Annotated in this window: 13 protein-coding genes; 5 read left to right on the forward strand and 8 right to left on the reverse strand. The window is 58.7% G+C overall.

What is annotated here, in order from left to right; genetic code table 11:
* Nucleotides 1-31: 31 nt before the first annotated feature.
* The 8 genes from ftsA to ftsW all read right to left on the reverse strand — a co-directional run bounded on the left by ftsA (nt 32) and on the right by ftsW (nt 8,073).
* Nucleotides 32-1,360 carry a cell division protein FtsA gene (gene ftsA / locus P8O11_RS12335; RefSeq protein WP_300294591.1) on the reverse strand — a complete coding sequence of 443 codons (1,329 nt, stop codon included), beginning with the start codon at nt 1,358-1,360 and terminating at the stop codon, nt 32-34.
* Entirely contained in the window at nt 1,357-2,247 is an 891-nt protein-coding gene (locus P8O11_RS12340) for a cell division protein FtsQ/DivIB (protein WP_300294593.1), read from the reverse strand. The genes ftsA and P8O11_RS12340 overlap by 4 nt, the downstream gene beginning before the upstream one ends.
* On the reverse strand, nt 2,235-3,149 hold the full coding sequence (locus P8O11_RS12345) for a D-alanine--D-alanine ligase (RefSeq protein ID WP_300294595.1): 915 nt from the start codon (nt 3,147-3,149) through the stop codon (nt 2,235-2,237). The genes P8O11_RS12340 and P8O11_RS12345 overlap by 13 nt, the downstream gene beginning before the upstream one ends.
* Nucleotides 3,150-3,230: 81 nt before the next feature.
* Nucleotides 3,231-4,157 carry a UDP-N-acetylmuramate dehydrogenase gene (gene murB / locus P8O11_RS12350; RefSeq protein WP_300294597.1) on the reverse strand — a complete coding sequence of 309 codons (927 nt, stop codon included), beginning with the start codon at nt 4,155-4,157 and terminating at the stop codon, nt 3,231-3,233.
* Nucleotides 4,154-4,405, reverse strand: coding sequence for a DUF2484 family protein (locus P8O11_RS12355; protein ID WP_300294599.1), 252 nt, complete (start codon nt 4,403-4,405; stop codon nt 4,154-4,156). The genes murB and P8O11_RS12355 overlap by 4 nt, the downstream gene beginning before the upstream one ends.
* Nucleotides 4,402-5,808, reverse strand: a complete 1,407-nt coding sequence (gene murC / locus P8O11_RS12360; protein WP_300294601.1) for a UDP-N-acetylmuramate--L-alanine ligase — start codon at nt 5,806-5,808, stop codon at nt 4,402-4,404. The genes P8O11_RS12355 and murC overlap by 4 nt, the downstream gene beginning before the upstream one ends.
* A gap of 1 nt (nt 5,809) precedes the next feature.
* Nucleotides 5,810-6,910: a glycosyltransferase gene (locus P8O11_RS12365; protein ID WP_300294603.1), complete on the reverse strand. Its 1,101-nt coding sequence runs from the start codon at nt 6,908-6,910 to the stop codon at nt 5,810-5,812.
* On the reverse strand, nt 6,907-8,073 hold the full coding sequence (gene ftsW / locus P8O11_RS12370) for a putative lipid II flippase FtsW (protein ID WP_300294605.1): 1,167 nt from the start codon (nt 8,071-8,073) through the stop codon (nt 6,907-6,909). Before ftsW ends, P8O11_RS12365 begins: the two co-directional genes overlap by 4 nt.
* A gap of 176 nt (nt 8,074-8,249) precedes the next feature.
* Here ftsW and P8O11_RS12375 point away from each other — a divergent pair, with 176 nt between their 5' ends.
* From P8O11_RS12375 to tdh, 5 genes are all read left to right on the forward strand, one after another.
* Nucleotides 8,250-9,443: an NAD(P)/FAD-dependent oxidoreductase gene (locus P8O11_RS12375; protein WP_300294607.1), complete on the forward strand. Its 1,194-nt coding sequence runs from the start codon at nt 8,250-8,252 to the stop codon at nt 9,441-9,443.
* A gap of 6 nt (nt 9,444-9,449) precedes the next feature.
* The gene (locus P8O11_RS12380; RefSeq protein WP_300294609.1) at nt 9,450-10,034 is read left to right on the forward strand and encodes an XRE family transcriptional regulator; all 585 of its coding nucleotides are present in this window, start codon (nt 9,450-9,452) and stop codon (nt 10,032-10,034) included.
* Nucleotides 10,035-10,108: 74 nt separating this feature from the next.
* Entirely contained in the window at nt 10,109-11,290 is a 1,182-nt protein-coding gene (locus P8O11_RS12385) for a glycine C-acetyltransferase (RefSeq protein WP_300294611.1), read from the forward strand.
* Entirely contained in the window at nt 11,287-12,225 is a 939-nt protein-coding gene (locus tag P8O11_RS12390; RefSeq protein WP_300294613.1) for a PLP-dependent cysteine synthase family protein, read from the forward strand. Before P8O11_RS12385 ends, P8O11_RS12390 begins: the two co-directional genes overlap by 4 nt.
* 8 nt (nt 12,226-12,233) lie before the next feature.
* On the forward strand, nt 12,234-13,256 hold the full coding sequence (gene tdh / locus P8O11_RS12395; RefSeq protein WP_300294619.1) for an L-threonine 3-dehydrogenase: 1,023 nt from the start codon (nt 12,234-12,236) through the stop codon (nt 13,254-13,256).
* The last annotated feature ends 64 nt before the right edge of the window (nt 13,257-13,320 follow it).

Genomic DNA, 13,320 nt, shown 5'->3' on the forward strand with positions numbered 1-13,320 from the left:
GGCCGCTCCTCTTGGGGCGGCCTTTGTTGTTTTACCAGTTGTCGCGGAACCAGCGCATCACCCGCTTCAAGGAGCGCGCAGGATAGCGGTCCACAGGCAGTTCGAAGTCCCACCACTCGTCCTGCGGATGCGCCGCAAAGAGCGATAGGCCCACCGCGCTCGCAAAGCCTGGCCCAGTGGCCGCCTGCGGCAAGCCTTGTACGCGGATCGGACGCCCAAGCCGCACTTGCTGGCCCAGAATGCGGCTTGCCAACCCGTCAAGGCCGGGGATCTGGCTTGCGCCACCCGTCAAAACAATCTGCTGGCTCGGCAGGTGGTCAAATCCCGCTGCATCGAGCTTGGCACGCACCTCTTCGAGAATTTCCTCCACACGCGGACGCATAATCCCGATCAGTTCGGTACGGCTCACGGAGCGACGGTCATGCTCCCAATCACCTGTGTCACCGCCCATATCAATCATCTCGCGGTCATCCATGCCGGTTGCGACAACGCCGCCGTAAAACGTCTTAATGCGCTCTGCCGTGCTCATCGGCACTTGCAGACCCATCGAAATATCGCCTGTCACATGGTCTCCGCCAAGGCGCACAGCATCAGCGTAAATCATGTGCTTCTTCATAAAGATCGAAACACCCGTGGTCCCACCGCCCATGTCGATACACGCCGCGCCAAGCTCTTGCTCATCTTCGACAAGCGCCGCATAGCCCGAGGCATAAGACGACGAATAGATACCCGCGAGTTCCAGATCACAGCGGCGCACACAATGCGCGAGGTTCTGGATCACCGAGCCCTCGACAGACAAAAGATGCATATCTGTCGCCAACCGCGCACCCATCTGTCCACGCGGATCAGACAGGCCCGAACGATGATCAAGAGCAAAGTTCACGGGCTGCGCGTGAAGCACTTCACGCCCCATGCCAATCTCAGGCACATCACAAGCACTGAGCACACGGCTCACATCTTCATCACTGACCACGTGCCCATCAATATCCACATCGCCCACAAGCCCATAAGAACGAGGGTCGCCACCCGAGAAGCAAGCAACCACATGGTCGACACGGATATTGGCCATCTTTTGGGCCGCCTGTACGGCCGTGCGGATGGCACGTTCAGTTTCCGCCATCGTATCGATCTCACCAAAACGCACCCCACGAGACCGCGTTGTCGCAGCGCCAATCACACGAAAGCCGGCCTGCCCTGCCATAGAGGCAACTGTGTCCCCCAAAACTTCACTGCCATCAAAGCGCAACACAAGGCAGGCAATCTTTGAGCTGCCCACATCGAGAATGGCAATCACACCCCGCTGCATAGCTGCACGGCGCATATTGCGCATCGCGCGTTGGGATTCATAAAGCTCGATCATTGCTCTTCCACTTTCACTTCCGTTGCGCGCACTTTCCAGCGCTCGCGTGTTGCCGCTTCACTCATTCTTATCGTCGGGCGATGCGCCACGCGCATGTCCACCACTGTCACATCGCGCCCCAAAAGGTCGCGCGCCGTGTTCAGCGCCAGCACCCGTTGAAGCGCCTGCACAGGGCGCTCCTCAGGCAGCATAATCCGCTGATCACGGTCCAAAACAACATCCCACCGCCGGTCTCCAATCCGCGCAACGCCGCGCAAACGGGTCTGCAAAGGCGCCGCAACAACAAGGATTTGCATCGCTTCAGCCAATGCTTGCGATGCCCCGTCTCCAGCGATCAAGGGCAGGTCGGCGCGTTCGAAACGACTGTCCAAAGCCCGAAACGCCACACCTTCAGCGTCCAGCAGCTCAAGCCCCTGGCTCGTACGCCAAACAGCCACAGGCTGCCGCTCTTCAATATCGATCTGCAAAATCCCGCCAGATTTAATCTTCACCCGCGCGGTTTTCACCGCCTGCAAACCTGCCACATCCTGACGGATCGTCTCCAGATCAAGCTCAAAGGACGACAGCGGAAAATCGAGTGGCACAATCTCACGAATGTCTTCGGCCAACTCAACAGTCGCACCGTCAATCGCCATCAGCTTGACCATAAACTCGGGACGGTTTTCAAATTCGGCGCGCATCTCTGCAACCGCAAGGTTAAACCCGTCACGCCGCGCCTCATTGGCAAAATAAATCAACCCAACGCCAAGCGCGAGCGTGAAGGGCACGCCAACGCGCAGCACCCGCCGAAACAATGGCGTGAGCATCAAGCGTTGATAGCGATAGTTCCAACGGCTTGGCGCAGGATCGGACTTGTTCATGTGGCGAGGCGCTCTCATCTCAGACATGACGCATCATCCACCATCCAGGCGCAAAGTGCCCCAAAGCTCATTCCGACGGCGCGCGCCTGCTCTGGGCTGAGCGACGTTGGCGTCATACCCGGCTGCGTATTGGTCTCCAAAAGCACAAGCCCCTCTGCGCCGCGCGCTTCATCCCAACGATAATCTGTGCGGCTCACTCCACGACAGCCAAGCGCCTGATGCGCAGTGACCGCATATTCCATGCAAAGGTCAAAAATATCTTGTGGAATATCAGCAGGACAGACATGGCGCGAGCCACCCTCTGTGTACTTTGCATCATAATCATACCAGCCCTCGGTGATGATCTCGGTCACAGTCAGCGCCTGATCCCCCATCACGGTGGTCGTCAACTCGCGGCCAGCCGCATAAGCTTCAACCATCACAGTTTCGGGCATATTCTCGTCGAGCTTGGGCGGCCCGTTCGCGGCCTCCTGCACGATGTAAACACCCACAGACGATCCTTCATTGTAGGGCTTCACAACATAGGGCGGCGCCATCACATGCGCCGCGCTGACATCGGCTTTTGACGCCAAAAGCGACGGCACGACAGGCAGCCGATGAGCGCGGTACACATCCTTCGTGCGCTCTTTGTCCATCGCCAGCGATGAAGCCAAAATGCCCGAGTGCGTGTAAGGAATGTGCAGCCATTCAAGAATACCCTGCACGCATCCATCTTCACCCCAGCGTCCGTGCAAAGCATTGAAGACAACATCAGGGGCAAGCGCGCGCAAACGCTCGGCAATATCTTGCCCAGCATCCAGCTCTGTTACGTCATAGCCCTCTTCGCGCAATGCTTTGGCACATTCTCGGCCCGACACGAGAGAGACCTCGCGTTCCGCCGATGGTCCGCCCATCAACACTGCTACTTTGGGGGTTGTCCTGCCCGACATCCCGATCCGCCTAAATTTGGGGCCTTTTTTGGCCCTCGTTGCTGTTTATCGTCTGTTTTTGGTCGTTAACTAGTGCCTGACTCACGGGGTTGGTTCGCCAACCCTCATAATTTCCCACTCTAGCGTGATCCCGCTGTTTTCGTAAACCTTTTTTCGTACGTCTTCACCAAGGCCCTCAAGGTCTGCTGCCGTCGCACCGCCAGCATTGATCATGAAGTTGGAGTGCATCTCACTCATCTGCGCACCGCCGCGCCGCGCGCCACGCATGCCTGCGTCATCAATGACTTTCCATGCTTTCAGCTCGTGAGTGTCGTCGGCTTGCCCCGTGGAGCTATAGCCCGCGGGATTGCGAAAGGTACTGCCCGCGCTGCGCTCTTTGGTTGGCTGGCTGGCGTCGCGTTTTTTGAGCTGCTCCTCCATCCGTGCATGGAGCGCATCAGGTTCACCACTGGGCCCCTCAAGGGTCGCTTCAACCAAGACCATTCCATCAGGCAAGGCACTTTGCCGATACGCAAACTTAAGATCATCAGGCCCAAGCGTGACAATTTTCCCGTCTCGCGTCACCGCTTTGGCGCTCACAAAAACATCAGCGGTATAGCTGCCATAGCAGCCCGCGTTCATCTTGACCGCGCCACCAATCGCGCCTGGAATGGTGCGCAGAAAGGTCAGATCGATCCCTGCGTCTGCAGCCTTGCGCGCCACATGCGCATCCAACGCCGCAACACCCGCGCGCACGCGGTTTCCCTCAATCTCGATATGGTTAAAGCCGCGTCCCATCTTTACAACAACAGCGCGCAAGCCGCCGTCGCGCACAATAAGATTAGAGCCGACACCCATTGGGAAAACTGCAATATCGGGATCAATGGCCGCAAGAAACGCAGCCAGATCGTCCACATCGGCAGGATTGAAAAGCCAGTCCGCAGGCCCGCCCACGCGCAGCCATGTCAACTCTCTCAATAGCTTCCCTTGGCTCAAACTGCCACGCACCTCTGGCAGTGTGTGGCTCATTGCACCCGCCCCAAACCGCGCAGCCAGCGCATCAGATAAATCACTGGCCAGCGCAGCATGCTCATCGCCGCCACCAGAACCAACAGGCCGACCCAGGGCCCGTTTTCATAGGTCACATATCCCAAGAGCGGTATCCCGACGCCAATAAGCCCATAAGCGCGGCGCCAGTGGTTATCTCGACTCGGAAGCATCCCAAGCAGATTGGCCGCTGCCGCCCAAAGGCAGGCAAGTGTCAGTGAAAACGTCATGCGCTCTTCTCCAACATCTCGGGCAAACCATTCGCCCAGGCGCTGATCGTGCCCGCGCCAAGACAGACAACCATATCACCCGCCTTGGCCTCGGCCTTTACAAGCGCCAGAAGCGCCGCCTCATCAGGTATCGCCTGCGCATTGCGGTGACCATGGGCAATCAGCCCGGCAATCAGATCGTCACGGCTCGCGCCTTCAATCGGAGCCTCACCAGCGGCATAAACATCAGCGATGCCAACAACATCCGCCTCGTTAAAACAGGCGCAGAACTCGGCAAAATGGTGGTGCAGCCGCGTATAGCGGTGCGGCTGATGCACCGCGATGATACGCCCGTCGCAGGCCTGCCGCGCTGCCTTGAGCACAGCGGCAATCTCGGTGGGGTGATGGCCGTAGTCGTCAATAATCGAAACGCCATCCACCACGCCAACACGTGTAAAGCGGCGATTTACCCCGCCAAAGGCAGCCAGAGCGGCGCGAATTTCATCAAGCTTCATACCCAAATGCCGCGCAACAGCGACAGCGCTCAAAGCATTGGAAACGTTGTGATCCCCAGGCATAGGTAGCGTGCAGCCGTCAATCCGCTTGCCCTCGCTCTGCAACACAATATCAAAACATGCTGCACCGTCTTTGTAGTGCAGGTTCACCGCACGCACATCTGCCTGCGCATTGAAGCCATAGGTCACAACGCGGCGGTCGGTAAGCTTGCCAACCAGAGTTTGCACATCACTGTCATCGGTGCAGCAAACCGCAATCCCGTAAAACGGAATACCCGAGACAAACTCATAAAACCCGCGGTGTAGATTTTCTTCTGTGCCCCAGTGCTCCATGTGCTCAGGGTCGATATTGGTCACAATCGCAATCGTTGCAGGCAGGCGGTTGAACGTGCCGTCGCTCTCGTCGGCTTCAACAACCATCCACTCGCCTTCGCCCGTGCGGGCATTGGAGCCATAGGCGTGGATGATCCCGCCATTCACAACCGTAGGGTCAAACTTGCCGTGGTCCAAAAGAGCAGCGACCATTGTCGTGGTCGTTGTCTTGCCATGCGTACCCGCCACCGCGATGTTGGATTTGAGCCGCATCAACTCGGCCAGCATCTCGGCACGGCGCACAACAGGCAGCCCTTTCAGGCGCGCTTCGTCAAGCTCTGGGTTGCCTGGCTTGATCGCTGATGAGATCACAACAACTTGCGCCTCAGCGAGGTTTTCAGCCTTCTGGCCTTCAAATATCTTCGCGCCCATTTCGGCCAAACGGTCAGTGATCTTACTGCGCTTTAGGTCCGAGCCCTGCACTGTGTAGCCATGGGTCAAAAGAACCTCGGCAATCCCCGACATCCCGATCCCGCCAATTCCGACAAAATGGATAGGCCCTACATCGCCCGGAAGCTTCGTCGCCGCTGCACTCATATTACTTACCTTTCTGCGCCAGTTCTTCGACCAGCTTTTGCAATTCTTCTGCCGCCTCGGGTTTTGAAACAGAGAGCGCCGCCTCTGCCATCATCCGCGCGCCGACTTCTGTGTCCATGACACTCAAGATCTGTTCACTCAGAACCTCTGCCGTCAGCTTGCTTTCGGGAATAACGATCGCGCCACCCGCCTCAGCCAGACCACGCGCATTTGCGCTCTGATGATCGCCCGCCGCCACAGCATAGGGGATCAGGATCGAGGGCCGCCCGATCACTGAAATATCAGCGACCGATGAGGCCCCCGAGCGGGAAATAATCAGCTGCGCTTCGCTCATCCGCGCAGGCACGTCGTGAAAAAAGGGTTCAACCTCAGCAGGAATGCCGTGATCTGCGTAAAATGCAGCCACGCGCTCACCATCTTCATCGCGCGCCTGATGCGCCACACGCAAATGCATCAAAAGCGCCTCTGGCAGCATAGCGATTGCGGCAGGGACAACGTCGCTCAAAATCCGCGCGCCCTGCGAACCGCCAATCACCAAAAGAGACATCGGGTATGGCCCAGGGGTGATATATCCAGCCCCCGCGCGCTCAAGCACAGTGCCACGTACGGGATTGCCTGTGTGGATACTCTCAACGCCTTCAGGCAATGTGGTCGGCCAAGTGCCGCACGCCACAACATCAACCCGCTTGGCAAAAATCTTATTCACACGGCCCAAGACACCGTTCTGTTCATGGATCATACATGGCTTGCGCAAAAGCCATGCCGCCGCCATCGCAGGGATACTGGGATAGCCGCCAAAGCCGACCACAACAGCAGGCTTGTCACGCAGCATCTTGAAGCTCGCGGCCAAGACGCCGCCCAAAACCCGAAACGGAACCAAAAGCTTGGCCAAGGCCCCGCCGCGCGCAAAAGTCGAGGAGGCCACCTCTTCAATCTCAACCGAGTGAGGAAAACCGCCCGTGTAGCGCGCACCGCGCGCATCGGTGCTCAGTTTAACACGCCAGCCCGCACGCAACATCCGCTCCGCAAGAGCCTGCGCAGGAAACATGTGTCCACCTGTTCCGCCCGCAGCAATAATCAGCAGCGGTTTTTGCTCACTCATCTCTTCTGACCCCTGAAGATATCATCGATCTCCCCTTGGGGCCTTGTGCGCGTAAATGCAAGTAACATGCCCACGGCAATCCCCCCTGCAATCAGCGAAGACCCGCCGTAGCTCACGAAAGGCAAGGTCATGCCTTTGGCTGGCAAAAGCCGCACCGCAACACCAAGATTGATCATCGCCTGAACGCCAAAAATTGCTGCAAGCCCAGTACCGGCAAGGCGCACAAACGGGTCGCGCTCACGAATGAGGCGCAGCATCGAGCGCACAACAATACTAGCATAAAGCGCAATAATGCAGATCACGAGGATGAGGCCGTATTCCTCCGCCGCAACCGCAATGATGAAATCTGTATGCGCATCAGGCAAGCTCCACTTCACCTGCCCCTCGCCAACACCCACGCCAAAAAAGCCGCCCTCGCGGATCGCGTTGGTTGCATAGCCAAGCTGTGTGCGCGGGTCGATGTCTGGATTCAAAAAGCCGTCAATCCGCCGCGCAAAGTGCTCAGAGGAATTGTAAGCAAAACTGCCCGCCGCCACGACCGCCCCTGCAAGACTGATCAGCAAGATCATCGGCGCACCGGCGATAAAGTACATGACACCCCAACCAAACAGCAACAAAGCCGCTTGGCCAAAGTCAGGCTGCATCGCCAAAATCAACACAATGACGAGAAGCAGCCCAAACGATAGCGCTTTGCCGGGAGGTCCGTTTATCTGAAAACTTGCCGCCATCAGCCATGCCGTTACCACAATAAATCCAGGCTTCAAAAATTCGCTCGGCTGCACCGAGGCAAAGCCAAGGCTATACCAGCGCACAGCGCCTTTGCCAAAATCTGTTCCAAAAACAGGCAGCCCCAAGAGCGCTACAAACGAAACGAGAAAGCCGATCACGGCCAAACGCCGCACAAGCTGCGGCGGCATCATCGAAGTGATCAGCATCGCCACAAGCGCAAGCCCACCAAAGAACGCCTGCCGCTGCACATAATGAAATGCGCCAAAGCCGTTGCGTTCTGCCAAAGGCGGACTGGCCGCCAAACCCAACAAAAGCCCGATACCGAAGAGAAGCAAAATGCACGAGAGCGTCCACTTATCAATCGTGCGCCACCACTTTGGAAGCACAGGTTCGCCCGACTGCACGGGAACCGTGCCATACACCATCTCTGTCATTTTAACTTCACCGCTAGCTGCCTCAACCGCCCCTTTTCGGGGTCTGTTCCTCTTAGTTTAGCATGGCGATTCGCCTTTGGGAAGTAGGCGATTCGCGTCAAACTGCTGAAAAAGAAGCCCAATCGTGCAAGCGGCAAGAGCTTGCCAAAGCCCCCACTTGAGATTAGCTCCGCCCCATGCAAGTTAACACGCTCATCCTAGGCGCAGGCGCCGCTGGCCTCATGTGTGCCGCCCACGCAGGGCCAAACACGCTCGTCATAGATCATGCCAAGAAACCGGGCGAGAAAATCCGTATTTCCGGCGGCGGTCGCTGCAACTTCACCAATATGTATTGCACGCCCCAGAACTTCCTCTGCGAAAACCCGCATTTCGCCAAATCCGCACTGGCCCGCTACACCCAATGGGACTTTATCGAGCTAGTGGCAAAGCACGGCATCGCCTACCATGAAAAAACGCTCGGCCAGCTGTTCTGCGATGGCAAATCCACCCAGATCATCGACATGCTGCTCGATGAAATGGCCCACTCTGAGGCCGCGCTCTGGCTCGAGACCACCGTTGTGAGCGTAGACTATGACGGCACAGATTTCGTGGTCGGCCTGGAGCACAAATCAAAGCGCAAAACTGTCCTCGCGCGCAATCTCGTGCTCGCAACAGGCGGCAAATCCATTCCCAAAATGGGCGCGACAGGTCTGGCCTATGACATCGCCGCGCAGTTCGGTCACAGCCTCACAGAGACGCGCCCCGCCCTTGTTCCCTTTACCTTCTCTGACAACCCCTTCACGCCGCTGTCGGGCACAGCCGCCGACACACGCGCAACAGCGGACCACACAAGTTTTGAGGAGGCCACGCTCTTTACCCACCGTGGTCTTTCTGGTCCCGCCATCCTTCAAGTTTCGTCCTATTGGCGCGAAGGTGAGGCGATCACCCTCAATCTTGATCCGCAAAATACGCTCTATGAGGCCCTGCGCAGTCAGCGCCAGACGCAAGGCCGCAAGCAGCTCACAACTGAGCTCGCTCGCCACCTGCCGACCAAGCTCATCGAACATCTCACAATCCCCCTCGCTCTGTCAGGCAATCTTGCCGATCAGTCCGACACCCGTCTCACCGAAATCGTGAGCGCCCTACAAAACTGGCAGCTCAAGCCCACCGCCACAGAGGGCTACCGCACTGCCGAAGTGACACTCGGAGGCATCTCTACAGTCGAGATCAGCTCCAAGTCGATGGAAAGCAGCCTTCAGAAAGGTCTCTACATGATCGGCGAATGCGTCGATGTCACAGGCTGGCTGGGCGGCTTCAATTTTCAGTGGGCATGGTCCTCTGGCGTTGCTGCTGCGCGCGATATTGCCAGCCGCGCCCAAACCTCCCTATAACAGCCCATGGCCATTGATCACGACATCACATCCCACCTTGCCGCGCGGCTAAAAGAGGCCCGCGCCGAGCGTGGCCTCTCGCTTGAGGCGCTCTCGCAGCTTTCGGGTGTGTCCCGCTCGATGCTCAGCCAAATCGAGCGCGGCGCCTCCTCGCCAACGGTTGCCAGCCTCTGGAATCTCACCCGCGCTCTCAACGTCGACTTTGCTGGCCTGCTCGACAGTTCAGCCGCCCCCGCGTCTCCGATCCTGGAACACATTCGCGCAGCCGATACGCCTTCCTTCAGCGAAGCAGGCCGCGGCTGCACCATCCGCATCCTCTCTGCTCCTGCTGATGCAGGCAAAACGGAGCTTTATGAACTTGTCTTTGAGGCAGGCGGCAGCCTTGTCTCCGAGCCGCATGATGCAGCGGCAATCGAGCATCTCACGGTGCTCACAGGCGCGCTCACCGTGACAAGCGGAGAGGCCGAAGCAGCGCTCTCTACGGGCGACACCCTACGCTACCGCGCCGATCAGCCCCACGCTATTCGCGCCAGCGCCCCCGCTCGCGCCCTACTTGTCGTCAAGCATGTCAGTGGCGAAAATCCATTATAACGGACAAAGTTCTTTTATATTGACATTTTCCAACCTCGCGATACCTTTGAACAAACCTTCAAGGGAGCGCCCCCATGTCCGCCTTTCTCACCGATATCAAAGCCACACTCGCAGAGATCGAGGCAGACGGTCTTTACAAACGTGAGCGCGCGATCAGCACGCCCCAATCGGCCCACATCACCGCCGAGGGTCGGCCAATGCTCAACCTCTGCGCCAACAACTACCTCGGCCTCGCCGACCATCCCGCGCTGATTGAGGCCGCCACCAAGGCTATGAACGAGCACGGCTACGGCATGGCCTCAGTGCGTTTCATCTGCGGCACGGCCGATCTTCACCGCGAACTTGAAAGCGCCCTTGCGCGTTTCCTTGGCATGGACGATGCCATCCTCTTCGCCGCCTGCTTTGATGCCAACGGCGGCCTGTTTGAACCGCTCCTCGGCCCTGATGACGCCATCATCTCCGATGCGCTCAACCACGCCTCCATCATTGACGGCATCCGCCTCTGCAAAGCCAAACGCTACCGCTATGCCACTTCCGATATGGACGATCTGGAGGCCCAGCTCAAAGCGGCCAAAGCAGCAGGCGCGCGCCATATCATGATCGCCACAGACGGCGTCTTCTCCATGGACGGCACGCTCGCCAAGCTCCCCGAAATCAAGGCACTGGCCGATCAATACGGCGCGCTCACCATGGTCGATGACTGCCACGCCACAGGCTTCATGGGCCCCAAAGGCCAAGGCACGCCTGCCCATTTCAACACATCGGTCGACATCCTCACAGGCACGCTCGGCAAAGCCCTCGGCGGCGCGCTCGGCGGCTACATCGCAGGCCCGCAGCCCGTGATCGACCTTTTGCGCCAGCGCGCGCGGCCCTATCTCTTTTCAAACGCCTTACCGCCCATGATCACAGCCGCAGGCATCGCCGCGCTCAAACTTGTTGAGGAGGGCGACATCCTGCGCGCCCGGCTCTTTGAAAACGCCGCCCACTGGCGCAAAGGCCTCACTGACCAAGGCTTCACCCTGCTCGACGGCGAACACCCGATCATCCCCGTGATGCTGGGCGAGGCCCAACTCGCGCAGGATATGGCGCGCGCGCTCGACAAACGCGGCGTCTATGTCTCGGGCTTTTTCTTTCCCGTCGTGCCCAAAGGAAAGGCGCGCATCCGCACCCAAATGAACGCAGCCCTCACCCGCGCAGACCTCGACACTGCCCTGCAAGCCTTCGCCGAAGCAGGCCACGAAGTGGGCGCCCTGTGATCCAGCCTGAGATCCTCCCCGACATCACCCATGCCATCGGCAACTCGCCCCTCGTGGCGCTCGACCGCCTCACAGACCATCTCGGCCTTTCAGGCCATATCCTCGCCAAATGCGACTACCTAAGCCCCGGTTTTTCAAAGAAAGACCGTGCCGCTCTGGCGGTCATCCAGTCCGCCCGTGCCTCTGGCGAGCTTGCCGAGGGCCAAACAGTCGTCGAGCTCACCTCTGGCAATATGGGCACAGGTCTCGCCATCGTCTGTGGCATCTTTGGCCATCCCTTCATAGCCGTCATGAGCGAAGGCAATTCCCCCGAACGTGCGCAAATGATGCGCGCGCTAGGGGCCGAAGTGCTCCTCGTTCCCCAAGCCACAGGCGCGCGTAAAGGCGAAGTCTCAGGTGAAGACCTCGCCCTCGTCGAAGCCGCAGCGCAACAGCTCACCCGCGAGCGCGTCGCCTTCCGCGCCGACCAGTTCGCTCACCCCAGCAACCCCGCCGCGCATGAGCAAGGGACAGCCCCCGAAATCTGGGCACAGTCGAAAGGCTCCGTCACAGCTTTCTGCGACTTTATCGGCTCTGGCGGAACCCTCGGCGGAGCCGCCCGCTTCTTTGCGCGCCACGGCGTCAAAAGCTACGCGCTCCACCCCGACACCCCCGCCCATCCCATTCAGGGTGGCGGCTACTCCATGCCCGATCTCGCTCACCTCAAAGGCGCACCTCTTGCAGGCCATCTCACCATCACAGGCCCAGACGCCCAGCGCTATGCCCGCCTCCTCGCCCGCCATGAAGGTATATTTGGCGGCTACTCCGCAGGCGCAAACCTTGCAGGCGCAGTTCATCTGCTCAAAACCAGCGAAAAAGGCGGCACAATCGCGATCGTGGTCTGTGACTCTGGCCTCAAATACCTCTCAACCGATCTCTGGAATGCCCAGCCATGAAAAACACCATGCAAGCCCTCGTCAAAACTGCGCCAGCGCCCGGCCTCACGCTTCAGCAAGAGCCCGTGCCCGAGATCGGCCCCGAAGACGTGCTCATCAAAATCAACAAGACAGGCATCTGCGGAACCGATCTGCACATCTGGAATTGGGATGACTGGGCACAACGCACAGTGCCAACGCCGCTTATAACAGGCCATGAGTTCGCGGGGGAAGTCGTCGCCATAGGCCGCGATGTGCATGACATCTCGATTGGCCAGCGCTGCTCTGGCGAAGGCCACCTCATCGGCAAAAAGTCCCGTCAAAGCCGCGCAGGCAAGTTCCACCTTGATCCAGAAACCCGCGGCATCGGTGTGAATGAACAGGGCGCATTCGCCGAGTATCTGCGCCTGCCCGCCTTCAATGTCGTGCCCCTACCTGATGCAATTGACGACGAAATCGGAGCAATCCTCGATCCCTTGGGCAACGCGGTCCACACCGCTCTCAGCTACGATCTGGTGGGCGAAGACGTTCTCATTACAGGCGCTGGACCCATCGGCATAATGGCCGCCTGCGTCGCGCGACATGTGGGCGCGCGCCATGTGGTGATCACAGATATCGACCAGCGCCGGCTTGATCTCGCCAGCACAGTGGCCGACGTGGTTCCCGTCAACGTCGCCCGCGAAGATCTCAAAGACGTAGAAGGCGCGCTCAAAATGCGCGAAGGCTTTGACGTTGGCCTTGAGATGTCAGGCAGCCAGCAAGCCCTCGATCAAATGGTCGAAAATCTCGTCATGGGCGGGCGCATTGCCCTCCTCGGGATTCCTCCGGGCAAAAGCCCCGTCGACTGGTCTCGCATCGTCTTCAAAGCCATCACGATCAAAGGCGTCTACGGCCGTGAAATCTTTGAAACATGGTATAAAATGATCGCCATGTTGGAAAACGGCCTCAACGTGCGCGGCGTCATCACCCACCGCCTCAAAGTGCGCGACTACGCAAAAGGCTTTGAAGCCATGCAACAAGGCTCAGGCAAAGTCGTCCTCGACTGGACCTGACCCTTCACCCGTATTTTTCTTTCTAAAAATATCCTGGGGGTCTGGGGGCAAAGCCCCCAGCGGG

It is taken from the genome of Lentibacter sp. (assembly GCF_029254145.1).
Lineage (GTDB): Bacteria > Pseudomonadota > Alphaproteobacteria > Rhodobacterales > Rhodobacteraceae > Lentibacter.

Coding starts and splice junctions, on each gene's coding strand:
- P8O11_RS12340 (WP_300294593.1), bottom strand. CDS start 2,247: ATGTCTGAGATGAGAGCGCCTCGCCACATGAACAAGTCCGATCCTGCG.
- P8O11_RS12365 (WP_300294603.1), bottom strand. CDS start 6,910: ATGAGTGAGCAAAAACCGCTGCTGATTATTGCTGCGGGCGGAACAGGT.
- murB (WP_300294597.1), bottom strand. CDS start 4,157: ATGAGCCACACACTGCCAGAGGTGCGTGGCAGTTTGAGCCAAGGGAAG.
- P8O11_RS12380 (WP_300294609.1), top strand. CDS start 9,450: ATGGCCATTGATCACGACATCACATCCCACCTTGCCGCGCGGCTAAAA.
- P8O11_RS12345 (WP_300294595.1), bottom strand. CDS start 3,149: ATGTCGGGCAGGACAACCCCCAAAGTAGCAGTGTTGATGGGCGGACCA.
- ftsW (WP_300294605.1), bottom strand. CDS start 8,073: ATGACAGAGATGGTGTATGGCACGGTTCCCGTGCAGTCGGGCGAACCT.
- P8O11_RS12355 (WP_300294599.1), bottom strand. CDS start 4,405: ATGACGTTTTCACTGACACTTGCCTGCCTTTGGGCGGCAGCGGCCAAT.
- ftsA (WP_300294591.1), bottom strand. CDS start 1,360: ATGATCGAGCTTTATGAATCCCAACGCGCGATGCGCAATATGCGCCGT.
- murC (WP_300294601.1), bottom strand. CDS start 5,808: ATGAGTGCAGCGGCGACGAAGCTTCCGGGCGATGTAGGGCCTATCCAT.
- P8O11_RS12375 (WP_300294607.1), top strand. CDS start 8,250: ATGCAAGTTAACACGCTCATCCTAGGCGCAGGCGCCGCTGGCCTCATG.
- P8O11_RS12385 (WP_300294611.1), top strand. CDS start 10,109: ATGTCCGCCTTTCTCACCGATATCAAAGCCACACTCGCAGAGATCGAG.
- tdh (WP_300294619.1), top strand. CDS start 12,234: ATGCAAGCCCTCGTCAAAACTGCGCCAGCGCCCGGCCTCACGCTTCAG.